Genomic DNA, 23,610 nt, shown 5'->3' on the forward strand with positions numbered 1-23,610 from the left:
GGCATAGCTCAATTATTGCTGTGATTTTTTGTAAGTAAGTCTGTGCTGGTCATTAGCTAACAGTTGATTAATGACTCTGGTTTGTGCTGTTAAATTGTGCTGTAAAAAAATATGTGTATATTAGCGACTGTATAATTGGTGTACCTTTACCCACTTGGATTTTGTTTTGGAAATGGTGATTTTTGACAATCACTCAACAAACCAGTACAGAATGTGGTTGAGAATTGGACATTTAAAGAAATATTCCTTTATTAAGAAATATAGCAAACAACACTATAAACCAAATCTAAAAATTTCCTTAAAATTTAAATAGCTTCATACTTGCTAGATGGAAGTTCTTGACATAGGAGTTAGTAGGAGGTAGTTAGCAGTCAGCTTTTGAAAACTCTTGTCTTGCAAAGATCCCAGAATTTAAGATTGTCCTAATTACCCTAACGACTGCTATATATTAAATTTATTAATAACTGATTAGATTACTCATGATCTGGCCGTTTAAACCCAAGTTTCGTAAACAAATTGCTCGGATTGAAATAACTGGTGCGATCGCCAGTGCTACCCGCAAACGGGTATTAGAAGCCCTAAAAACAGTAGAAGAGAAGAAATTTCCCGCTTTACTGTTACGTATTGACAGTCCTGGCGGTACTGTAGGAGATTCCCAAGAAATATACAGCGCCCTGAAGCAATTGAGCAAAAAAACCAAAATTGTGGCTAGTTTTGGCAATATATCGGCTTCTGGAGGCGTTTATATTGGCATGGGAGCGGAACACATTATGGCTAACCCAGGCACAATTACAGGTAGTATTGGCGTGATTTTGCGGGGAAATAACTTAGAACGTCTGTTAGAAAAAGTAGGTGTTTCCTTTAAGGTGATCAAGTCTGGACCTTATAAAGATATTTTATCTTTTGACAGGGAACTGACAGAACCAGAAGAAAACATCCTGCAAGAATTGATAGATGTCAGCTATCACCAGTTTGTCAAAACAGTAGCTGAAGCTCGTTCCTTGGAGGTAGAAACAGTTAAAAATTTCGCTGATGGGCGCATTTTCACCGGAGAACAAGCCTTAGAATTAGGGGTTGTAGACCGTTTGGGAACAGAAGAAGATGCACGACGGTGGACAGCGGAATTAGTCGGACTTGATCCAGAAAAAACTCCTTGTTATACGCTAGAAGAACGTAAACCATTATTGAGTCGAGTTCTACCAGGTAGTAGTCAGTCGAAATCACAAATTGCGGCTGGAATTGATTGGCTGGAATTTGAAATGTCTACAAGTGGTTTACCCTTGTGGTTATATAGACCGTAGATTAATTGTCAATAGTCACTAGTTACCAGTCTGTGTACTGATGACTAATGACTAGTGACTAATAACTCATGACTAATTCAGGAGGACTTTGGAAGTGGAATGGCAAATGCGGGCAATTCGTGGTGCAACAACCGTTGCCGAAAATAGCGTAGAAGCAATTACAGAAGCGGTGACAGAATTAATTAATGAACTGGAACGACGGAATAAACTAGAACCAACAGAGATTTTGAGTGTTACTTTTTCTGTCACCCGTGACTTAGATGCTATTTTTCCAGCAGCGATCGCCCGCCGTCGTCCTTTATGGGATAGTGTAGCTATGTTGGATGTCCAACAAATGCACGTCGAAGGCAGTTTACAGCGTTGTATTCGCTTTTTAATTCATGCCTATTTGCCAACTTCCGCACCTGTCCACCATATTTATTTGCGTCAAGCGGCTAAGTTGCGCCCTGACTGGGGTTTACCGCAAACTTTACAAACTTCTCAGCAATCGGTAGAAACTAAAGTTTAAAATATAGCAGAATTTAGGAGTCAGGAGTCAGAAGAATTTTAGATTTTAGATTTTAGATTTTAGATTGGAGGTAAGACTTCAGGAGTCAGAATAATTGTGTGTAGCAGGAATCCACAGAAGGAAGTTTTTTCATCAACAACCAATGACTCAAAAACCCTAATTCGTTCTCAATCCTGTATTCTGTATCCTGAATCCTGACGATTGGAGATGACAAAACAATCCAAAATCCAAAATCCAAAATCCAAAATTCTCTCACCTGTCACCTGTTTCCTGTAACTTTCCATATATGAATAATTTAACAATCAAAATTGAGAAATTATTAGATACTGATTTTGAAGAACTGATCAAAGTTAGTCGAGAAATTTGGTGTAGTCACTATCCCGGTGTTATCAGTATTGAACAAATAGAGTATATGTTAGATAAAATGTATGCTCTTGAAATAATTGAAAAAGAAGTTTATCAGTTAGGAATATTTTACGATAAAGTCGTTAAAGATAATCAAATAGTTGGTTATTTATCTTATTGTGCGGAAGTCAAGGATAATATTAATAATATTAATTATTTTAAATTACATAAATGTTATTTATTACCTGCACTGCATGGGTTTGGTTATGGACAAATAATGTTATCTCATGTTTGTCAAAAAGCTAAAGAAATGAATTTGCAGCAAATTATACTCAATGTTAATAAAAGGAATGAAAAAGGAATTAAAGCTTATACTCGATTTGGGTTTAAGATTATGGAGAGTAAGGTAATAGATTTTGGCGGTGGGTTTGTGATGGATGATTATATTATGAGTTATGAAATTTAAAAGATAGGAAATAACCAAGAATTTAGGTAGATATCAAATTGAGAAAATCTGCTGCTGTAACAATAGCAATACCTTGATAATTACCTAAAGGTAACAAATGTTTTTTATCACCTGTAACAATATGAGTTGCATTCCCCAAAACAGCACATTCTAAAACCATATTATCGTCAGGATCATTAGTGATGACATTTAAAGTATTGCTGATTCTTACCAGTTGCGAATATTTTAACACTTCTTGAATTTCATCTTGAGAACCTGCTAAAGAATAAGCAAATTTGTTCTGAAGTTTTTCTTCTAACTCATCAAGTATTTCTTGACAAGTCACGGAAATGATCTTAGCTTCTTTCGCAAGTTGAAGACAACGAGAAGGAGTACCTCGACGCGACAAAACAGTAGAGATGAGGATGTTAGTATCAAAAACAACTATTGGCAGCATAGTCTATCTTCATGTACAATGTCGTCTATAAAATCGCTGCGTTCTTCTTCATCCATTCCATCCCAATTTTTACCCCTTTTCCATGCTGCAAGACGAAGATGATGTTCACCATCCTTGGTAAACTTATCTAACCCACCCCACTTATTTAACAACAAATATTCACACAACTCCGCTTGCTTTTCTGATGGTAGTTGCTTGACTAATTCAATTAGTTGTTGATCGCTTAATGTCAGATTTGGCATAATCATTACCTCCTCTTATATTTTACAACAATAAAGACTTTAGTAGGGTTTATTAGGGATAGGGTAACGCACTAAAAATAAATATTTTGCAATTATGGAGATGGTTTTTTAATCACCATAGTACCAGCTAAGATATCATGTAAAGAACGATTATTTTTATTAAAGAGGACAAAAATTAAATCTAGTAAACCAAAAGTAAATAAAGTCAACAAGAGTTTAACTATAAATCTCCAAGTAGCACGCCAAAAAGAAATCTGACTACCCTTTGTATTAGTAACAACTATTTGAAATATTCTTTTTCCAAAAGTTGATTGTTTACCAGAGCTTTCAAATAATACAAAATAAAGCCAATTAAAGATGATAGAACCACCCAAAAATATAGTTGCTGCAAGTTTTAAACAAATATCATAGTATCCACAGGTGTGACCTATAATATATGCTAATTGGTATAGAATAAAACCAATCAAAATAGAAATTACTAAATCAATGACAGAAGATATAATGCGCCTCCAAAATGGATATGTATAAGAAGTTGCTACTTGATTAACTGCTCCAGATGTAGATGCTACTGTTTGAGCATTAGCAACAGAATTAGAAGATTGACTAGAAGAATTAGAGGTTTGAAATGTCGGTGAAGAAGTTTCAAACTCCGATAATTTATGCAAAATCTCCTGTGTATCTTTAGGGCGATTTCCCGGAAATGGAGATATTAAATCATCAATTAAATCTAACAACTTTTGGGAAATACCTGTAACATCATCTCGCCAATTTAACTTTCCATTTCGTGCATCTTCATTAAATTTATCAAGAGACTTACCTGTTAACAAATAAACAAAAGTTCGCCCCAAAGCAAAAAAATCTGATTGCGGAACAGCTTTACCATTTACTTGTTCCGATGGTGTATAACCCGCAGAAATAATTCCTGTAACTTGCTGTCCTGCTACTTTTTGCATGAAAGTTTGTGTAACTTCCCGCGCTGTCCCAAAATCAATTAATACTAACTGCCCATCTGGGCGTAACATAATATTAGGTGGCTTAATATCTCGATGAAAATAATTTTGTTGATGGACTTGTTGTAAAATTTCAACTATCTGTTTCAACCATCTTACAGCAGCACGTTCACCGATGGGTTGATGGTTACGTTGAATCATGTATTCTTCTAAGTTCATTCCCTCAATTTTTTCCATCACCAAACAATGCAGGGGTTCTTTACTATCTCTAGGAGAATAAATAAAGTAACCATCTGATTCAACTTTCGGAATACCGGGATGGTTGAGTCGTTTTAAAACTTCTGCTTCTTGCTGAAATAGTTCCACTGCTTTAGGAACTGTATTAAACAGAACCTTGAGAACTTTCTTTGTACCAGAGTCTTCCACTTCATAGGTTTTACCGAAACCACCACCACCCAAAGGACGAATGACTCGATAACACCCCTCTAAAAGTAACTCAGAACCACAAGCGTGACAAAATAAGGGTTGTTTGGGGTTTTGCGGTTTGGGACAGTTAGGATTGATACAGTAACTCATGCACTGCTACAGGATAGGTTTTTGATACTTACCAATTATAAGCATATAGCAATCCTATCTGATGTGTAAACTATGATTTCAATTCCTATAATATTTCCAACTTTGTCATAGTCTAAAATGATTCCTGGTTTTTCTTCATCACTTTCTTCAATTTCTGCATTACTGACATCTTGCACCAACAAAATTTGATGTAATTTTATTACACCGTATAATTCCAAAAACCTTGATTTACCGTTTAAAACCAATAAAAATAAGGTAGTCTTATGGCGTATCTTTTTAAGTCATATAGGTTTGTACGGAGAGGTGCAAGATATGAGATTACTTAAAGATAATTCTTAAAACGTCAATTTCTGAGTCATAAGTAATTTTCATGATTCGCTCCAGTATTTATCAATTTTGCTAGTTCTGTAAAAAGCTTCTAAGCTATAATCTCTTTCGTAGCTATTTTCTGTTATTGTCTGCTGATTGAGTTGGGCGGAAATAATTCATAAAAGTTTATTAATGCTCTCGATAAACATTGTAAATTTGGATTTTAATTTAAGATTACTTTTTACCACCCATAAAAATAAATATACTGTAGCGACTATGCCAAAACGCATACTTGTAGAAGTAAATAGTTGGTTTAAACGTGATAGAATTGTCCGTAATTTAGAACTTTTCCAAGACGTTATTGTTATTTCTCTTTGCGTAGGTTTATTTTGTGTGATGCTAATTCGATTAGGAGATATGTTCATCTCCTTTTTGCATCCATTAGATTTGCGGGAAGTAACATCTGATATTTTGTTTATCTTGATACTTGTGGAATTATTTAGGCTTTTGGTTGATTATTTGCAAGAACATAGTATTTCTGTAGGTGCTGCGGTAGAAATTACTATTGTTTCTGCATTAAGGGAAATAATTTTACGTGGTGTTTTAGAAATTCCCCGTGACCAAATTTTTGGAATTTCTGTATTTTTGTTGGTACTAGCGGGAATTTTCATTGCTAGTCCTTGGATAAATAAGTTATTGGGAAACGTCAAAATTAGTGAAAAAATGAGTGAAGATTAAAGATTTTATGTACTTCAAATAATTAGGGCGGGCAAGATGCCCACCCCACAGGATTTGATTGAGAAATACAGGAATTTAATTTCAGCGATAGGTAAGTATTCATCCGTCAGTAATCAGCTATTATCTGGGATTTATAAGCATTTTCAGCGATGAACTATAAATTGATTTTTGGTATCAGTCTCCCCTCAGAATCCTGAAAAATTAGCCTGAAAAGGAGTTTTAGCTGAATGCTTACAAAGATAGTTAAGGCAGAATAAACCCATATTTTTTGAATACAGCTTTAGCTTTATCACTAGCTAAAAACTGAGAGAAATTTTTAGCTGCATCAATGTTTTTACTGCGTTTGAGTATGGCTAAGGGATAAATAATTGGAGAATGATATTTTTCGTCAGCCGCAACTACAACTTTGACTTTATTAGATATTTTGGCATCGGTAGAATACACTAAACCCGCTTCCGCATTTCCACTTTCTACAGATGCTAAAACTTGACGCACGTTATTAGCAAAAACCAGTTTTGATTTTATCTGATCCCAAATTTTTAATTGTTGTAATACTTGTTGTGCATATTGCCCTGCGGGTACACTTCTCGGTTCACCAATAGCAATCTTTTTGACTCTTGCATCTTTGAGATTGTAAAAACTACTAATACCAGAAACATTACCTGGTACAACCAAAACCAAACGATTTTTAGCAATGACGGTACGACTACCAGAAACTAAAAGATTTTTCTGTTCTAAAGCATCTACTTGTTTTTTGGCCGCAGATATAAAAACATCCACTGGCGCACCTTGTTCTATTTGTCGTTGCAACGCACCAGAAGCACCAAAGTTATAAGTAATGCTAACGTTTGGCTGACTTTGTTGGTATAGAGGTTTAATTTCTGCCAATACATCTTTCATGCTTGCAGCCGCAGATACCAGTAAGTTGGTATTAGACTGTGCTACTACAGGGGCGGAAGTCAGGGTTGGTATACCAATTGCTATCAGCATTGTGGTTAATGCTGTAGTAATTAATATCATTAATTGTCTTCTTTTCACGGAAAAAAGTGTTTTTGAGAAATTTTCTTTCATAATAATTGACACTCCGTGGAGTATTGGCAATGTTACCAAATTTTTACCATCTAAGTTGGTAAATCTTGACATATCTCCAGTGAGGAAAAATGTATGTTTAAATACAATTTGTATGGTTTTTGATTGCTGACTTAAATATTAATTATGAAATTTAGTAATTTTTATTACTGAAATAAACATAAATTACCCAGGAAAACATCAGGTGTTTATTCCCAAAACCCGATATACTAAACTAGAATTTGCTAGATTTGAGATTTTTGTTAATTGCGATACCATAAATTACTAATTTTTAGATAAATACGAGATAGTTTTTCAGATTTGGGAGTAGAAACTAAATCCAGTATCATCAAAAAATCCAAAATTCCGGTATGGTGTGAAAATCAACAGAGGAGTGAAATAATGGATTTACGCCAAGATGCCTTGCAAATCCTCAAAGAAACCAGTCGAACTTTTTATATACCCATCAGTATTTTACCGTCAGGGTTGCAAGAAGCTGTAGCATCAGCCTATCTGTGTATGCGTGCCATTGATGAAATTGAAGATCATCCAGAATTAGATAATGCTACAAAAGCGCATCTGTTACGCAACATTAGTCAAACATTGCAAGCTGGGGTTGATGGTTTTGCGGTGGATGCTTTTGCTGTAGGATTGAAAGGTTACGAAAATTCTTTAGCAGAAGTGAGTCTACGGGTGAGAGAATGGTCAATACTAGCACCTGAGAGTATTGCCCCTCGCATTTGGGATGCAACAGCAGCAATGGCTGATAGGATGGCATATTGGGCAGAAAGAAATTGGAAAATAGAAACCGAATCTGATTTAGATCGTTACACATTTGGGGTGGCAGGTGCGGTGGGCTTGTTACTCTCAGATTTATGGTCATGGTACGATGGCACAGAAACTAACCGCACTCAGGCGATCGCTTTTGGTAGAGGTTTACAAGCTGTAAATATTTTACGTAATAACGCTGAAGATTTAACCCGTGGTGTAGACTTTTTTCCCCAGGGTTGGCATCATGAGCATTTGCAAAAATACGCACGTCGTAATCTGGCTTTGGCTGATATTTATACTAACTCTCTACCGACAGGACCTGCTTTGCAATTCTGTCAAATTCCTTTGGCCTTAGCTCACGGTACACTGGAGGCGTTAGCCAATGGTAAAGAAAAACTCAGCCGTAGTGATGTTTATGCTTTGATTGAAAATTTCCTGGATGTCAATGTCATAGCTGGTTAAATTGGCAGCATCCCAATGCAAGAAAAAATAACCGCCGCTACACCAAAAACTCTCTCAAACCCTCTTACCTTTGTGTACTTTGTGTCCTTTGCGGTTCAATCAAAAAAATAAACTTACACATTTGGGATGCTCCCGTTAAATTTAATCAACTTTTTATCAATTGATAATTGACAATTCTCAATTGTCAATTGTCAATTATTAAACAACATTTCCCGCACCAAAGCAGCCAACTTATCAGCACTATCAGGAGTTGCGATCGCTTTTGCTTTCTCTCCCATCTTTGTTAAATCTGCTGGAGATTGCAACAAATCTAAAACCTGCTTTTGCAAAATTTCCGCTGTCAACTCAGACTGCTGAAAACTCAACGCCGCACCAACCTCAGTAAACACCGCTGCATTAAAAGATTGATGATTTTCCGCTGCAAAAGGATAAGGAATTAAAATTGCTGGAGTACCACACACCGCCAACTCGGTTAAACTCCCCGCACCAGAACGACTAATAGCTAAATTAGCCCGTCGTAACAAAGCCGCCATATTATCGTAAAATGGTAATGATATATACTGGGAATGTTGCAGACTATCCGCCGCTGGATCTCGATCGCCTGTTAAATGTACAATATAAGCACCAGCTTCAAACCAAGCCGGAGCAGACTGGCGCACTAATTGATTCACCGCTACCGCACCTTGACTACCGCCAAAAACCACAATTAAAGGCGCACCATCAGGGATAGGTAAATCTAAACTTTCTGCAATTTCCTCAGCCAAAAATTGCGATCGCACAGGAGTACCCACACAGACAGTTTTAGCACCAGGTAAATACTTAGCAGCCACATCAAAACCCACAGCCACAGCACTGCACCAAGGTCCAAAAAATCGTGTCACCTTACCAGGTAAAGCATTAGATTCATGAAAAATCACAGGTAAACCCAAAGAACGAGCCGCAATCACCGCAGGACCAGCAATATAACCGCCAGTAGTAAATAATCCGTGGAAATTCCCTTGTTTAAGAATGCGTCTCACCTGTAAAATTCCACCAATGAGTTTAAACAAGATACCCACAGAGGCAAGACTTAAACCCCGTTGAAACCCTTCCACAGCGATGGTATGCAAAGGATATTGGCTAGGTACAAGCTGAGTTTCCAGTCTATTGGGGACACCAAGCCATTCAATTTCATATTCTTGTAATTTATCAGCTAATGCGATCGCCGGAAACAAATGTCCACCAGTCCCACTAGCAGCTATGAGTAATTTTAACCGTGCGTTTGGCATTGAAACCTATATTTCCTAAAACCATCGAAATATATCATAGTTATGCAATTAATTTACCCGGAGTCATCCGAATTAACAAAACTGCAAAAACCTTGATTAGCATAGTGATAGCTGTCACCACTACTGACAACCATTTAACAATGAAACCGCCTTACTTTTAACATATCCATTACAATCAAGGTAGCGCCAAACATTCTACTTCATGCGGTTGTTGATAAATACAGCAGATTACATATCAATGAAGTACAGAATCTCATTTGCAACCTAGACATAAATAGAGTTTTACTCCTGACTCCTGACTCCTGACTCCTGTAAGGGCGTTCGCGAAGCGTGCTGGAAGCATCAGCATTCGGGCAACAAATTATCAATTTTAGGAAAAGGTTATCTTCCTGTAAGGGCGAAGCATTCGGGCAACAAATTATCAATTTTCTGACCAGGCTATTTTCCGAATGCTTCGCCCCTACTTCGCCCCTACTTCGCCCCTACGACTCCTGACTCCTGCTGTAAATTCCTGACCTTCTGTGAGTAAATCAGTAAACTATAATCAATGACTAATATTATTGCTTTATTAATGAACCACAACAAAACATTAACTGGCAGTATTTCCCTGTTGTCCTGCCTACTGACACTGAATTTAACCAGTAATGGGCAAATTGCTCAAGCTGCTCAACCGGAAAATGTACCCCCAGCACTAAAAAACCTCCTCACACAAATTGACACAGCCTCTAGTCGGGGTGATATTAAAGGCGTAATGCAATTTTACAGCCCCAAATTCACTCATGGCGATGGATTAAACCGCCAAACAATGGAACAAGCTTTAAAATCTTTCTGGCAGCGATATCCTCAACTACGATACAGTACAAGGCTACAATCTTGGAAAAAAGAAGGTAACACCATCATTGCAGAAACAGTCACCACAATCACAGGTTTACCATCTTCTAACAGTAATAATCTAGCTCTCAATGCTACCATTACATCCCGTCAGCGCATTGCAGGTACAAAAATTCTGCACCAAGAGATTTTATCCGAACGCACCCAGCTTACCTCCGGCAACAAACCACCCCAAGTAGAAATTAAATTACCACAACAGGTAAAAGTTGGTCAGAAATATAGCTTTGATGCTATTGTCCAAGAACCATTAGGTAATGATTTCCTATTGGGAAGTGCTATGGAAGAAACCATCCAACCCAGCAAATATCTCAACCCCACACCAGTAAATTTAGAGTTACTCTCTGCTGGAGGACTATTTAAAACCGGAACTGCACCATCTACCCCTGGACAACAATGGATTTCTGCGGTCATTCTGCGTAATGATGGCATGACAATGATTACTCAGCGTCTCAAAGTTGTGAAAAAATAGGATTGGTGATTGGGGAAAAGGTGATTGGTGATTGGGGAGAATAAGATACTGCTTCTTGCCTTCTGCCTTCGTTAAGACAATTTTGCCCTTCACCTTTCTCCATTGACTTAAATCAGCAACAAGTTCAAAGTCCTATTTAAGATATTTTTCTGGTCAAAGTTTGTTTGATTAAAATAGTTAAAAAAAACAAAATGCCAGGAGTAGAGACTAGAGAAAAATCAAAAAGATTACCGATTCGTTATTTAAGACATGACCAAGCTTAAACTATTACCGTCCATCAGGATTCCATTTTTCCAAAGCTATGTATTCGTTCTCCACTAAATCCAAAGGTTCAATAACACCGCTAAAACTGGAAACTTTAAACCAATAAACCGGACTGGTAGTTTTATCTGGATGATTTTCAAACACTCTCACTATATAAAAAGGTCTATCGGTAGTAGGAGAACTTTCAACAAGTGCGGACACACGAATACTGCCTTGAGAAAGACTTTCAATCTCTTTGGCTTTGCGTTGTACTTGTGGCAGATTCCAGACAGAATTGAAGGCTGTTTGTTTGTCTATTTTGATCATGAAAGCAGGAACTTTGACAACGGCTGGTGTTTTTAGTTTTGCAGACTCTAAAGCTGGTGAATCAAGTAAACTTTGGTAATGATAATTGTGATCAAGATTATTGATTGTCCATCCTCCTATCAAACCGGTTATAAATACAGCAATTAAATGGTAATAGGTGTATTTTTTTTCCGGGTAATAGCTGACTTTTTTTTGAGGGTAATAGGTGTATTTTTTTTCCGGGTAATAGCTAAATTTTTTCCTATGAAAATAGGCTAATTGACTTTGAGGAGAATAGGTTAATTGTTTTTTCGTGTTACCTCTAAGCATAGAGATGCACCTCCGTAATTGTGTAATTTTTATTCCTGTTTAACTATGATACCAGGGCTTGTACCCCCTATGTCTAGTTCTGACAAGAATACAGATTTTGTTGTACTTAGACTGCTGGAATTTACGGCATAAAGTTTTAACCTTTTCTCTAGCTACAGGAGGATAAACCTTGGTGATCCCCACTCATACCATCCTATAGCTAATCTGAAATTTGTGGGTGAAAGTCCTGATACAGACAGCAATGCTCCCCACTGATATCTTCTCCAGTTGCAGACTTCAAAGGCAAAATTTTTTTTGTCTCATACCTCTGAATCTATTAAAATCTATGGTGAATTGGGTCTAAACTCTAAAAAACACCTATTACCTGTGACTATGACTAAACAAACCAATATAATGATCGTTTTCGATATTGATGGTGTAATTCGTGATGTTAGCGGTTCTTATCGTCGCGCTTTAGCAGATACTGTAGAGCATTTTACTCATCAAGCTTATCGTCCCACAGATGTAGATATTGATCATCTCAAATCTGAGGGAATTTGGAATAATGATTGGGAAGGTTCTCAAGAATTAATTTACCGTTACTTTGTTAGTCAGGGAAAAAATAGAGAAGAATTAGCATTAAATTATGAAGATATAGTTGTCTATTTTCAATCTCGTTATCGCGGAACAGATCCGGTAAATTGGAATGGTTATATTTGTAATGAACCTTTATTATTACAAGCTAGTTATTTAGAAACACTAACACAAGTGGGTATTGGTTGGGGATTTTTTAGTGGTGCTACTCGCGGTTCTGCAAGTTATATTTTAGAACGACGTTTGGGTTTAAAATCTCCGGTTTTAATTGCGATGGAAGATGCACCAGGTAAACCAGATCCGACAGGATTATTTGCAACTATTGATTTATTAGAAAATGGTGGTGAGAAAAAACAAACTGTGATTTATGTGGGTGATACGGTTGCAGATATGCACACGGTAGAAAAAGCTAGAAGTTTAGATAATTATCGTACTTGGGTGGGTGTGGGAGTTTTACCACCTCATGTTCAAACTACTGGTGAACGTCGGGATGCTTATACTGAGACTTTGATTAATGCAGGTGCAAAGGTAGTATTTAGTAATGTGCAGGAATTGACACCGGAGGAAATTTTGGGGTGGGAAATATTTGCAAAGTAGTTGTGAAATAGGGTTTTTAGGTGCGTTAGCATAGCTTATGCACACACTTTTTTTAGGCTAAATTTTTTAAGCTAAGATAAAATCTTCATGCCATTGTTTAGCGACTTTATCCCAACCAAAGGAATCTCTCAAAGATAACGCTTCTTGTCTGAGAGTTTCCTGTTTTTCGGGATTTTTTAATAAGTCTATGACTGCTGCCACAAAAGTATTATTAGTTTCCTCATCTCCCGCAGGTCCAGGTATTCTAATTCCTGATTTCACAGTTTCATTTAAACCAGCAAAAGTTGTCACTACAGGAACACAACCGGCAGCTTGCGCTTTCCAAGCACTTATACAAAAGGTTTCCGGTGTATGACAAGGATAAACCCAAATACCCGATTGAAATAATTCCTTGATTAGTTGTTTATGTCCAATTCTGCCATGTTCATAAACATTTTTTTTCTGGAAAAGTGACAATAATTTTTGCTTTTGTGCAGGTAAATTTGGAAGCTTATGAATTAATAGTGAATTAATTAAAGCATCAACAACTTGCCAACCATAGAAAAGATGAAGTTCAGCATCAAGAACTTCTGTTAATACTAGATCCCATTGATTGAGTAAATGTTCAATACCCCTTGTATAATCACTGATATAAATTAATCTTTTAGGATTTCTCTTAATTCCTGTTAAGTTAAAATCATCTAAATTAATACCATTGGTTGTTAAAAATATCTTATCTTCTGGTATCCAATCTGGTAACATCGCTTTATGGAAGTTGGATAGCATAAACAGCTTATCAAAACTTCTGAGAAATTCTGCACGTTGGGATTCTGCAATCTCTGGAAATAATTTCGGGTTATCGTGCATCCAAATTGCAGTTTTTTTAGCCTTGATTTTCATTTGCATCGGTTGAGTCCATGCACGATGACAAATGAAGACATTAAAATTATCTTCTGGGTTGAATTTATCAACAGAATTATAAACTACTCCGTTATATTCTCCTTCCATGTCACCGCATCTGTTAAATACTGTGACTTGATAGCCTAACTTTGTTAATTCTTGACTTAAATAAATTATCGCTTCTTCACTTCCTCCTATACCTTGATTAATTGAAATAGGAGACCAATCTTCTAGATGAAAGGGAAAATTGGAATAAATTACTATTGAGTTATTGTCCCAATCCATATTGTTTATCTGTTGCTCAAATGACATTAATATGATTGTATATTAAAACCTAAAATCTGATTTAGATTCTCGTACATTTAATTAATTAAAATTACTTATTTGAATTTTCAAAAGTTAAAAATTATTTGGTGCATGAATTATGTAAGATATGAATAACATAATCAGCAAATTTATTTGCTGTTTGATCACTTATGACAGGATCTACATAAACAAAGCTGAAAAATATCTGATCATTTAATGTAACAACTCCCAACCAAAAACAATCACCACCAAGATGTTGACCTGTAGCAAAATATAAGTCTTTGATTTTTATTTGCTCTTGTTTATATTCAAATTGGAATTTACCTCTATTGGAAATTGCAAAAGCATTGTTTCTTCCCATTTTGTCCTCTTTGCTAATTACAGATTTAGCCATCAACTCTCTATCAGGACTGCGAAATCTGTTCTGTTTTAGCAAATTTAATGGTATACCACTAATCAAAGAATTATGTATTTTTGATTTACATTTTCTGGCTAAATCCCAAAAAGATGTATTTTTACCAACTAGCTGATTAAAGCCAAGCACAGAGATAAAACAACCTAAATTTTGGGTATTAATCTCAGGTTGACAAGATTTTCTTAAATTTACAGGCAACCCGTAAGATAAATTGATCTGTTCTTTTGCATTGAGTAATTTTCTAAAAGCAAATAACATTGCTGCACAAATAGCACCATGAACAGTGGTTTCCTCTTGTTTACATTTGGTAATTAGCATCTTAGTCATATCTTGACTCAGGTTTCGTGGCAAGATTTTACTAAACCGTTCATTTGCAGATGCTTTACCTTCAATAATTAATTGTGGTTCGAGGTTAATTTGTTCATTAACTGAAGTTTTTGTAATTTCTGCTTCTGGGATAAGGTCATAATTAACTAGGTTTTCTATAGCTGGCATTAATTCCAGTGATTCTACCTGTGGTATATTTTCACCAGCTACAATTTTTTGACAATAAAGCAGTAAGTCATTAATAAACTGCATACAGGATATCCCATCAACAATACCATGATGGAATGTGATAATCATTTGACAGGTAGTTTGATTTTCTGGGGAATACAACAGAGTTAGACGACAAAGAGGAATTTTACCTGGAGGAAATTTTGTATGTAGTTCTTTCTCTGCTATTTTCCATCCTTCGTTTTCATGTTTTTGATAAATCACTTGTAGGGGAATTTCTGTTATTCCCTCAGATTGAAAATACATCCCATCTTCAGTTTCCACAATATAAACTTGCAGCATGGGATGACGTTTTTGAACTAATTTAAGTGCTTGTTGAACAATCTCAGGCTTTACATCTCCTTCTATTTCCGCAATATTTACAATTAGTCCACTCCCTAACTCGTGGCCTAGTTCCATCCACTTTTCAACTAAACCCAGTTTTCTAGAGATTGATTTCATAAATTATTTGACTTGATTTTTTTGTTGTTCAACAAGCACTATGATAAATTAAATTTTCTATTTCAAAACAGGCTTCCCTGTAGAAATAGCCTGTTCTATAATATCAACCGCTCGCTTTACTCCTCCCGCTTTTTGAATTGCAGCTTGCAACCTCAAAGCATTCTTTTTATATGATTCTTCCGTGAGGACTTTTGTAATTGCTTTCCGCAAATTATTCACATTCACTTTCTTCACAGGAATAGCTTCCCCACATCCTGACCAAACTATCCGGGAAGCTACTCCTGGTTGATCATTAGCAATGGGAATTGCTACCATTGGCACACCATTTGTTAAACATTCCAATGTAGTATTTAGTCCTGCATGGGTAATGGTGAGATTGGCTTTTTCTAATAGTTGTAACTGGGGTGCATAACGCACTACTAAAGGATTTCCTGGTAGTCCTTGGAGAACTTGAGGATCGGCTGAACCACCTAAAGAAATAACTAATTGTGCATCTAAATCCTTGCAAGCTTCGGCAATAGTTTGAAAAACTGGTAATAAACGATTTTGCAAAGTTCCCAATGAGGCATAAATTAATGGTTGTCCGGTTAATTTATCAAAGGGAAAATCAACAACTTCCCGACCTGTAGAATTATGATATGGTCCTGTAAAATGAAACCACTGAGGTAACTCTTTTCTGGGAAATTCTAATTCAGCAGGTTGTTGACTAATTTGCGCTAATGGAGAATAACGATTATTAACTTGAGAATATGCAGGTAAATTGTTTTCTTGACGATAGCTATCTATTAATTCTGTAATCGGTTGAGTTGCTTTATTTAATAATTTATAACCTAATTTATTACGAAGTATTCCCCACCAAGCTGGGTTATAATTCCAATTTGTCATAAATGGTGGAACACCGGGTTCTCGATTTAAAACTACTGCACTACAAATAGTAATAAAAGGCATCCCACAAATTTCAGCGATAGTACCACCTTCTGCAAAAGTCTGATCTATTAATAGTGCTTCTATACCTGCATCTTTGACAATTTTGGGGATGTCTCTGAGTTTGATGTTGATTTGTTCTGTAAAGAGTTTGATTGTGTATTTTAAGGCTTCCTGTCCACTTAATTCACCTAATTTAGCCAAATCTTCTGCTGTTGAACCTGGGGGACATTCTGTTTCACCCATGACTTGAAATTCTAAACCTGCTGCTTGTGCTTTGGGTTGTGCATCAGGAACACCTATCAGGGTAACACGGTGGCCACGTTGTTGTAATTCTTTGCCTAATGGTAACATGGTGTTCCAATGACCAGTGGATGCCGGGCAAATTAAGCCGTAATGAGTCATGTTATAGCCTTTTGGTAAATTACAATGTTTTATACCAGAAAACAGCACCACAAGTCAAAAATATAGCTATTTTCTATAAAAAATCCTGTTACTAATTTGAAAACTTTATAAAACTTATGTTTAATGAGCAAAAACATCACTATATTAAAAATAATTATTGCCTGTTCAAGAATAAGGATATTTATGAATTATGGCTCTTATTAGTCTCATAGCTGCTATTTCCGAAGATCGTATTTTAGCTGATTCCAAAAAAGAACACATTCGCGGGGGTATTCCTTGGGATATTCCTAGTGATATACGTTATTTTAAAGAAATTACTTGGCGACATCCTGTAATTATGGGTCGTAAAACCTATGCGACTTTTAATCACCCATTGCCAAATCGTACTAATATTATTGTGACTAGAAATATTGATTATCAAGCTCCTGGATGTTTGGTTTTCCATTCTCTGTATCAGGCAATTCAATGGAGTAAGATGAGTGAAACAGAAGAGATATTTATTGCTGGTGGAGAACAAATTTATACTCAGGCTATGGAATTTGCTAATAAGCTATATTTGACAATTGTGGAAGGTAGTTTTGAGGGTGATATATATTTTCCTGAATTTAGCCACTTTGGCAAATTAACCAAAGAAGAAAAATTACAGGAAAATGGTTTTAGGTTTAAATTTGTGGAAATTGAAAGATGTTAATTTTAGGTAATTTTTGGGGCGATCGCTTTCATCTTCAGCTATCGCCATGATGATTACTGTAAGTGCAAAAACTTATCTAACGCTGCTATTAAACTAGGAGGCCAACGGCGAATATTTGTTACCCAATTAATATCTTTATACCGTGTATCTAGTCCATAAGCTGCTACCCAGTTGCTTTCTGCTTCTCCTTTGTTACCACCTACCCAATAAGCAGCGGTTAAAGCAGCACGCATATCTGCAAATTTAGGATATTTACGGACTATATTCCGCATTTCTCGGATAGCTGTATTTATTTCACCTGTTTCATACAAAGCTAGGGCATAATTAGCACGAGCAAAAGCAAAATTGGGAGCTATTTCTGTGGCTTTTTGATAGTCAGCGATCGCCTCTTCCCATTTCCCTAAACCTGCTGTGGCATTACCACGGTTATTATAGGCCATTGCATCGTTTGGATCTAATTCTAAAACGTGATTATAGTCGGCGATCGCTTCTTCCCATCTACGCAAACCTTCTAATGCTGCACCGCGATTTAAATAAGGATCTGTGACATTAGGTGCTAATTCAATGGCTTTGTTATAATCTTCTAATGCAGCCTGTAATTTATTCTGACTTACCCGCGAATTACCGCGATTACTCCATATTGCAGGATTAGTAGGGAATTTTTCCAGAATTTCTGTCCAATATTTTTCCGCTGTCGCAAAATCACCTTGATTTGTAGCTGCAAAGGCTTTATTTGCTAACTCATCCCCTAATTGTAGCTCTTCTGCGGTAATAGTTTGGGTTTGTGCGATCGCTGGTGTACAAAAACCAAAGGTCAGTAATAAACTCAGAAAAATGCAGATTAATTTAATCATTTAACTCTCTGTTGTGTGCAACAAAATTAATGATATAGCAGATAACAACTAATATCAATTCACAAAAATCCTGTTAAGGAAGGGCTTGATATGCTTGAACCGCAAAGGGCGCATTGGTGTAATCTCGCTATTGAGATTTGTGCTTTTCCGTAGATATTTGAACCTCTTTGTTTATGACTGTTCAAATATTACATTCTTGCTAATTTAGATTCATACTTTTGATAACTTTTTACTCGATTCAATATTTCTTCTGTGGATAATGTGGCTAGATGATTTATTCCTCAATCAACATTTGTTAGGGTTGATGAAAATATTAATTGATTCACCTTTACCACAGAAATTTGAGGTTTTAGACTGGTGTTTTAAGATTGTTTTAGTTTTTAATCAACTAAATTTTCACTTTTTGGCTTAAAGCAATCCAAAATCCAAAATCTAAAATCCAAAATCTAAAATTGATTATTTGCGTGTCGCAATACCTAATTTCACACCTTCTACCTGTCGCACTTTATCCATTACCGCTACAACTTGTCCGTGATTCACAGCTTCATCTGCATTAAGTATTACCATCAAAGGTTGTGATGGTTCTGCTTTTGCTCTCACTTGGTTTGCTAACTGCTCTAAACTAACAGCTTCTTTATTCAAAAAAATCTCTCCAGTTTTATTGATTGTCACTGTCACCTGAGCAGGGCGATCATTCTTTGCTGTTGTTGCTTGTGGTAAATTTACTGGTAAACCTTCGGAGCGAGTAAGATACAAAGTTGACATGATAAAAAATGTCAAAATCGCAAATATCACATCAATCATTGGCACAATATTAATCTGTGCAGGGATATCTGGATCATCTTGTAGGCGCATAGGTTTTTTCTCCTCTTTCGTAGCGACGACGATATAACAGTTCTAACTCTCCACCATATTCTTGAATCAAAGCTATTTGCCGTTGATAAAGTCCCCGGAATGTGTTAGAAAACAAAAGTGTAAAAATTGCCACAATTAAACCTGTAGCAGTAGAAACCAATGCCTCACTAATACCACCAGTCACGTTTGTAGTTTGTGATCCTCCCACATTGCCGATATTCAAAGATGCAAAAGAAGTAATTAAACCCAGTACAGTTCCCAGTAATCCTAACAGGGGTGCAAGGGCAATAATAGTATCAAAAACCGTGTTAAATCTTTTCAGTAAAGGTATTTCTGCCTGAGCTTCACTTTCCAAAGCCAAACGAAACTCTTCTGGGTTTGCTTCTTCTAGTTCCAAAGCTGTCAAAAAGATCCGGGAAATCGGTAAATCTACATTCTTCCTCAATGTATCAATGGTACTAACCACATTGTTTTGACGATACAGACTCAATACTTCTCTGACTACTCGGTGCTGACGGTTGCTAATTTTGATCCAAAACCTGACTCTTTCAATAATTAGCCCTACAGCTACAACTGAAGAAAGTAGTAGTGGCCACATCACCACACCACCTGCTATAAACAGATTTTTGATATCCATGTCCGATTTTCAAGCCTTGGGGTGAAATTTACTGACTAGTTCAGCCAGTATACCTGATCGATGTTCTCCCAGGGGAGTGCCGCAACTTAGACTTTACAACTAAGTTCGCTATCAATCTCCGCCTATAGAGGTAAGGGGGATTTCGCGGATCTTTTTTCCACCAAATCAGAATATGGTCAATCATTAACCGATTTCAAAGCAAAGATAACTGCTCATTATTAGGTGGTTTAAAGCCCATGTGTTGATATGCAGCTTTTGTGGCTACTCTACCGCGAGGAGTCCGGCTTAAATAACCAATTTGCATTAAATAGGGTTCATACACTTCTTCTATGGTTTGGGTGTCTTCTCCTGTCGCTGCGGCTAAAGTCTCTATCCCCACTGGACCACCATTAAAGTTTTCAATGATCACACTTAACATTTTTCTATCTGTCCAATCTAACCCACAAGGATCAACTTGGAATAGTTGTAATGCTTCTGCGGCAATCGGTTGGTCAATTTCTGTAAATGATTTTACTTCCGCGTAATCACGGACTCGTTTTAGTAATCTATTGGCAATTCTTGGTGTTCCCCGTGAACGTTTAGCGATTTCTGTAGCGCCTTCAGCGTTAACAGGAGTTTGTAATAATTCTGCACTGCGAAGGACAATTTTACTGAGTTCGTCAACTTCGTAAAATCGCAATTTTTGGATTAAACCAAAGCGATCGCGCAACGGTGAAGTTAACGCACCGACGCGGGTTGTCGCTCCCACCAAGGTAAATTTAGATAAGGGTATACTTCTGATTCTGGCACTCGAACCTTTACCCACAGTAATATCTAAACGATAATCTTCCATTGCTGGATACAAAATTTCTTCCGTCATCCGGGAAAGCCGATGGATTTCATCAATAAACAGCACATCACCCGGTTTGAGATTTACCAATATACCGACTATATCCCTTGGTCTTTCCAAAGCAGGGGCGCTAGTAATTTTATAATTTACCCCCATTTCCGCAGCTAAAATCATCGCCATTGTGGTTTTACCCAAACCGGGTGGACCATACAGCAACAGGTGATCCATCACTTCACCCCTAGATTTAGCTGCTTTAATGGCAATATCTAATACATCCTTTAAATCTTTCTGCCCGATGTAATCTGCAAAACGTTGGGGGCGAATACTCTCTTCCTGTTTACCTTCTTCTTCAATCGTCGCTTCCGGTTGCAGTATATTTTCCTGGGGAGGCGCTTTTTGGGTAGAAGCTTTAGGCGACTCTCGGCGCTGTTGTGGCTGTCCGTTGGGTTCTGGAGGCTGTTTTTTTGAGGAGATTATGGCCATAATTCAGCTATCTTAACTTAGGGATTGGGGATTGGGGATTGGGGACTGGGGAAGCAGGGGAAGCAGGGAAAGCAGGGGAAGCAGGGGAAGCAGGGGAAGCAGCGTCGGATGCGTAGGAGGGACAGATATTAACTTTTGCCTCTTGCCTCTTGCCTTTTGCCTTCTGTCACCTGTCACCTCTTCACTGTCACCTAATTCCCCAATTACCTTTACAATTTAAATTCCGAACAATTACCAAAGATAGAGAAATCACTATGTTATCTAAAAGAATTTTACCTTGTTTAGATGTCAAGGCGGGACGAGTTGTTAAAGGAGTTAACTTTGTAGACCTCAAGGACGCGGGTGATCCAGTAGAACTAGCCAAAGTTTATAACGAAGCCGGTGCAGATGAGTTAGTGTTTCTGGATATTACAGCCACTCATGAAGACCGGGATACGATTATTGATGTCGTTTACCGGACTGCTGAACAGGTCTTTATTCCGCTGACTGTGGGGGGAGGAATTCAAACCTTAGAAAATGTTAAAGGTTTGTTACGAGCCGGGGCTGATAAGGTTAGTATTAATTCTGCGGCCGTCCGCAACCCAAATTTGATCAATGAGGCGAGCGATCGCTTTGGTAATCAGTGCATAGTTGTGGCTATTGATGCTCGCAAAAGAGTAGCCCCCAATAACCCTGGTTGGGATGTTTACGTGCGTGGTGGTAGGGAAAATACTGGAATAGATGCCTTACTGTGGGCGCAGGAAGTGGAAAAAAGGGGGGCTGGTGAATTGTTGGTGACAAGTATGGATGCAGATGGCACTCAAGCCGGATATGACTTAGAGTTAACGCGAGCGATCGCCGAATCTGTGCAAATTCCCGTTATTGCCTCTGGTGGTGCAGGAAATTGTCAACATATCCATGACGCTTTAACAGCAGGTCAAGCAGAAGCCGCTTTATTAGCATCTCTTTTACATTATGGGCAATTAAGCGTAGCCCAAATTAAAAATTATTTGCAGGAACGATCTGTTCCAGTCCGCTTGCCTTGTTGATCCCAGCCCCAGCAACCAATTCCATCTCTCTCCGGCTAGACACAGTTACCGAAAACAATGTTAATATTAGTTTACTAGTATTAAGAAATATTAAGAAATATGTTGATTCCTATTTTACTTTTTGATGTGGCGCTGGTTGCTTGGTCACTGCACCTGATGGAGAAAGCCTACGAAAACAAAGAATTTTCCCTCATGTTGGCGGGTACATTGGTTGCTGTAGCAGCGGCAGCGATGTTAGTAGTTTATTTCTTAATGGGACACTGTATGACCTATTTATTGAAAGTGTCGTAGTGGCAGGAGGCAGGAGTCAGGTGACAGGTGACAGGTGACAGTGAAGAAAGCAGGGAAGCAGGGGTAGAATATTAACTTTTGCCTCTTGCCCTCTGCCTTTTGCCTTCTGTTTCCTGTTCCCTGTTCCCTGCTCTATAGGTAAAATAACTAAAAACGTATTTCTAGAAACATGACCAATCAATCTACTATCCCAGTCATTGTCAACGGTGCTGCTGGCAAAATGGGACGTGAAGTAATCAAAGCAGTAGCCCAAGCACCGGATATGATATTAATGGGTGCTTTGGATACCTCACCGGAACATCAGGGAAAAGACGCAGGAGAGTTGGCAGGTTTAAGCGAACCCTTAGAAGTGCCAATAACCAATCAATTAGAGCCAATGTTAGGCTATGTAGCAGGAGAAAGACAGCTACAACCAGGGGTGATGGTAGACTTTACCCATCCAGATGCAGTTTATGATAACGTTCGCAGTGCGATCGCCTATGGTATTCGTCCTGTAGTCGGTACAACTGGTTTAAGTCCCGAACAACTGAAAGACTTAGCCGACTTTGCCGAAAAAGCCAGTACAGGTTGTTTAATTATTCCTAACTTTTCCATCGGTATGGTACTGTTGCAACAAGCCGCAGTTACCGCATCCCAATACTTTGATCATGTAGAAATTATCGAACTGCATCACAACCAAAAAGCCGACGCACCAAGCGGTACAGCCATTCAAACAGCCCAGTTATTAGCAGAAATGGGTAAAGCTTTTAACCCTCCTCAAGTAGAGGAAACAGAAAAAATACCAGGAGCAAGAGGATCTTTAGTTGATGAAGGGATTAGAATTCATAGTGTACGCCTACCTGGACTCATTGCCCATCAAGAAGTAATTTTCGGTGCAGCAGGGCAAATTTACACCCTCCGCCATGATACAAGCGATCGCTCCTGTTATATGCCTGGAGTTTTATTAGCAATTCGCAAAATTAACCAGTTAAAATCATTAGTATATGGATTAGAAAAGATTCTGTAAAAAAGGAGTCAGGAGTCAGGAGTCAGGAGTCAGGAGTGAAATTACTGTTTAGTCTCATTTCCAGAAATATATTGATATCCTGATCACCCTGTGTAGTCCTATTTTTGTGAAAAGCCAAAATCTAAAATCTAAAATCTAAAATCCAAAATCTAAAAGGGGATG

General features: G+C 37.5%; 25 protein-coding genes. 11 read left to right on the forward strand and 14 right to left on the reverse strand.

All coding sequences use genetic code 11. The annotated features are described in order from the left end of the window. Positions 1-479 precede the first annotated feature (479 nt). The 3 genes from sppA (at position 480) to K2F26_RS09195 (ending at position 2,620) form a co-directional block, all read left to right on the forward strand. Entirely contained in the window at positions 480-1,301 is an 822-nt protein-coding gene (gene sppA, locus K2F26_RS09185; protein WP_194054085.1) for a signal peptide peptidase SppA, read from the forward strand. A 94-nt stretch (positions 1,302-1,395) separates the two neighbouring features. Beyond that, a complete protein-coding gene (gene aroH, locus K2F26_RS09190; RefSeq protein WP_246605565.1) occupies positions 1,396-1,809 on the forward strand; it encodes a chorismate mutase in 414 nt (137 codons plus the stop codon). A 286-nt stretch (positions 1,810-2,095) separates the two neighbouring features. Continuing rightward, entirely contained in the window at positions 2,096-2,620 is a 525-nt protein-coding gene (locus K2F26_RS09195) for a GNAT family N-acetyltransferase (RefSeq protein WP_220611215.1), read from the forward strand. A gap of 22 nt (positions 2,621-2,642) precedes the next feature. Here the strand turns inward: K2F26_RS09195 and K2F26_RS09200 are convergent, their stop codons facing one another. The 4 genes from K2F26_RS09200 to K2F26_RS09215 form a co-directional block, all read right to left on the reverse strand. Continuing rightward, entirely contained in the window at positions 2,643-3,056 is a 414-nt protein-coding gene (locus K2F26_RS09200; RefSeq protein ID WP_220611216.1) for a putative toxin-antitoxin system toxin component, PIN family, read from the reverse strand. After that, the gene (locus K2F26_RS09205) at positions 3,044-3,298 is read right to left on the reverse strand and encodes a hypothetical protein (RefSeq protein WP_220611217.1); all 255 of its coding nucleotides are present in this window, start codon (positions 3,296-3,298) and stop codon (positions 3,044-3,046) included. Before K2F26_RS09205 ends, K2F26_RS09200 begins: the two co-directional genes overlap by 13 nt. A gap of 92 nt (positions 3,299-3,390) precedes the next feature. Continuing rightward, complete coding sequence (locus tag K2F26_RS09210) at positions 3,391-4,824, reverse strand: protein kinase domain-containing protein (protein WP_220611218.1); 1,434 nt, start codon at positions 4,822-4,824, stop codon at positions 3,391-3,393. A gap of 35 nt (positions 4,825-4,859) precedes the next feature. Beyond that, the gene (locus K2F26_RS09215) at positions 4,860-5,042 is read right to left on the reverse strand and encodes a DUF2283 domain-containing protein (protein WP_246605566.1); all 183 of its coding nucleotides are present in this window, start codon (positions 5,040-5,042) and stop codon (positions 4,860-4,862) included. 367 nt (positions 5,043-5,409) lie between these two features. Between K2F26_RS09215 and K2F26_RS09220 the strand changes: the two genes are divergently transcribed. Further along, a complete protein-coding gene (locus tag K2F26_RS09220; protein ID WP_220611219.1) occupies positions 5,410-5,871 on the forward strand; it encodes a phosphate-starvation-inducible PsiE family protein in 462 nt (153 codons plus the stop codon). A 243-nt stretch (positions 5,872-6,114) separates the two neighbouring features. Here the strand turns inward: K2F26_RS09220 and modA are convergent, their stop codons facing one another. Beyond that, positions 6,115-6,861, reverse strand: a complete 747-nt coding sequence (modA, locus tag K2F26_RS09225) for a molybdate ABC transporter substrate-binding protein (protein WP_437441055.1) — start codon at positions 6,859-6,861, stop codon at positions 6,115-6,117. A 480-nt stretch (positions 6,862-7,341) separates the two neighbouring features. Here modA and K2F26_RS09230 point away from each other — a divergent pair, with 480 nt between their 5' ends. After that, positions 7,342-8,172 carry a squalene/phytoene synthase family protein gene (locus K2F26_RS09230; protein ID WP_220611220.1) on the forward strand — a complete coding sequence of 277 codons (831 nt, stop codon included), beginning with the start codon at positions 7,342-7,344 and terminating at the stop codon, positions 8,170-8,172. Positions 8,173-8,363: 191 nt separating this feature from the next. Here the strand turns inward: K2F26_RS09230 and murG are convergent, their stop codons facing one another. Then, positions 8,364-9,440: an undecaprenyldiphospho-muramoylpentapeptide beta-N-acetylglucosaminyltransferase gene (gene murG / locus K2F26_RS09235; RefSeq protein ID WP_220611221.1), complete on the reverse strand. Its 1,077-nt coding sequence runs from the start codon at positions 9,438-9,440 to the stop codon at positions 8,364-8,366. Positions 9,441-9,987: 547 nt separating this feature from the next. On the opposite strand from murG, the gene K2F26_RS09240 reads away from it, so the two are divergent. Next, positions 9,988-10,800, forward strand: a complete 813-nt coding sequence (locus K2F26_RS09240; protein ID WP_194054091.1) for a DUF8623 domain-containing protein — start codon at positions 9,988-9,990, stop codon at positions 10,798-10,800. Positions 10,801-11,067: 267 nt separating this feature from the next. Here the strand turns inward: K2F26_RS09240 and K2F26_RS09245 are convergent, their stop codons facing one another. Continuing rightward, positions 11,068-11,679 carry a hypothetical protein gene (locus K2F26_RS09245; RefSeq protein ID WP_246605567.1) on the reverse strand — a complete coding sequence of 204 codons (612 nt, stop codon included), beginning with the start codon at positions 11,677-11,679 and terminating at the stop codon, positions 11,068-11,070. Positions 11,680-12,051: 372 nt separating this feature from the next. Between K2F26_RS09245 and K2F26_RS09250 the strand changes: the two genes are divergently transcribed. Further along, complete coding sequence (locus tag K2F26_RS09250) at positions 12,052-12,849, forward strand: TIGR01548 family HAD-type hydrolase (protein WP_220611222.1); 798 nt, start codon at positions 12,052-12,054, stop codon at positions 12,847-12,849. Between the two features lie 66 nt (positions 12,850-12,915). On the opposite strand, the gene K2F26_RS09255 is transcribed toward K2F26_RS09250, so the two are convergent. From K2F26_RS09255 to K2F26_RS09265, 3 genes are all read right to left on the reverse strand, one after another. Beyond that, positions 12,916-14,013, reverse strand: a complete 1,098-nt coding sequence (locus K2F26_RS09255; RefSeq protein ID WP_220611223.1) for a glycosyltransferase family 4 protein — start codon at positions 14,011-14,013, stop codon at positions 12,916-12,918. A 121-nt stretch (positions 14,014-14,134) separates the two neighbouring features. Next, positions 14,135-15,445 carry a condensation domain-containing protein gene (locus tag K2F26_RS09260; RefSeq protein ID WP_220611224.1) on the reverse strand — a complete coding sequence of 437 codons (1,311 nt, stop codon included), beginning with the start codon at positions 15,443-15,445 and terminating at the stop codon, positions 14,135-14,137. A gap of 57 nt (positions 15,446-15,502) precedes the next feature. Then, positions 15,503-16,774, reverse strand: a complete 1,272-nt coding sequence (locus K2F26_RS09265; RefSeq protein WP_220611225.1) for a glycosyltransferase — start codon at positions 16,772-16,774, stop codon at positions 15,503-15,505. Between the two features lie 190 nt (positions 16,775-16,964). Here K2F26_RS09265 and K2F26_RS09270 point away from each other — a divergent pair, with 190 nt between their 5' ends. Further along, entirely contained in the window at positions 16,965-17,465 is a 501-nt protein-coding gene (locus K2F26_RS09270) for a dihydrofolate reductase (RefSeq protein ID WP_220611226.1), read from the forward strand. 53 nt (positions 17,466-17,518) lie between these two features. On the opposite strand, the gene K2F26_RS09275 is transcribed toward K2F26_RS09270, so the two are convergent. The 4 genes from K2F26_RS09275 to ruvB form a co-directional block, all read right to left on the reverse strand. After that, complete coding sequence (locus K2F26_RS09275; RefSeq protein WP_220611227.1) at positions 17,519-18,319, reverse strand: tetratricopeptide repeat protein; 801 nt, start codon at positions 18,317-18,319, stop codon at positions 17,519-17,521. Positions 18,320-18,775: 456 nt separating this feature from the next. Beyond that, positions 18,776-19,174 carry an ExbD/TolR family protein gene (locus K2F26_RS09280; RefSeq protein WP_220611228.1) on the reverse strand — a complete coding sequence of 133 codons (399 nt, stop codon included), beginning with the start codon at positions 19,172-19,174 and terminating at the stop codon, positions 18,776-18,778. Next, on the reverse strand, positions 19,158-19,811 hold the full coding sequence (locus tag K2F26_RS09285; protein ID WP_220611229.1) for a MotA/TolQ/ExbB proton channel family protein: 654 nt from the start codon (positions 19,809-19,811) through the stop codon (positions 19,158-19,160). The genes K2F26_RS09280 and K2F26_RS09285 overlap by 17 nt, the downstream gene beginning before the upstream one ends. 193 nt (positions 19,812-20,004) lie before the next feature. Next, on the reverse strand, positions 20,005-21,123 hold the full coding sequence (gene ruvB / locus K2F26_RS09290; RefSeq protein WP_194054106.1) for a Holliday junction branch migration DNA helicase RuvB: 1,119 nt from the start codon (positions 21,121-21,123) through the stop codon (positions 20,005-20,007). A 254-nt stretch (positions 21,124-21,377) separates the two neighbouring features. Here ruvB and hisF point away from each other — a divergent pair, with 254 nt between their 5' ends. The 3 genes from hisF (at position 21,378) to dapB (ending at position 23,448) form a co-directional block, all read left to right on the forward strand. Beyond that, on the forward strand, positions 21,378-22,151 hold the full coding sequence (gene hisF, locus K2F26_RS09295) for an imidazole glycerol phosphate synthase subunit HisF (protein ID WP_220611230.1): 774 nt from the start codon (positions 21,378-21,380) through the stop codon (positions 22,149-22,151). Between the two features lie 99 nt (positions 22,152-22,250). Next, positions 22,251-22,442, forward strand: a complete 192-nt coding sequence (locus K2F26_RS09300; RefSeq protein WP_220611231.1) for a hypothetical protein — start codon at positions 22,251-22,253, stop codon at positions 22,440-22,442. Positions 22,443-22,611: 169 nt separating this feature from the next. Further along, positions 22,612-23,448, forward strand: coding sequence for a 4-hydroxy-tetrahydrodipicolinate reductase (gene dapB, locus K2F26_RS09305; protein ID WP_220611232.1), 837 nt, complete (start codon positions 22,612-22,614; stop codon positions 23,446-23,448). Positions 23,449-23,610: the final 162 nt, after the last annotated feature.

This window comes from Sphaerospermopsis torques-reginae ITEP-024 (assembly GCF_019598945.1).
Classification (GTDB): domain Bacteria; phylum Cyanobacteriota; class Cyanobacteriia; order Cyanobacteriales; family Nostocaceae; genus Sphaerospermopsis.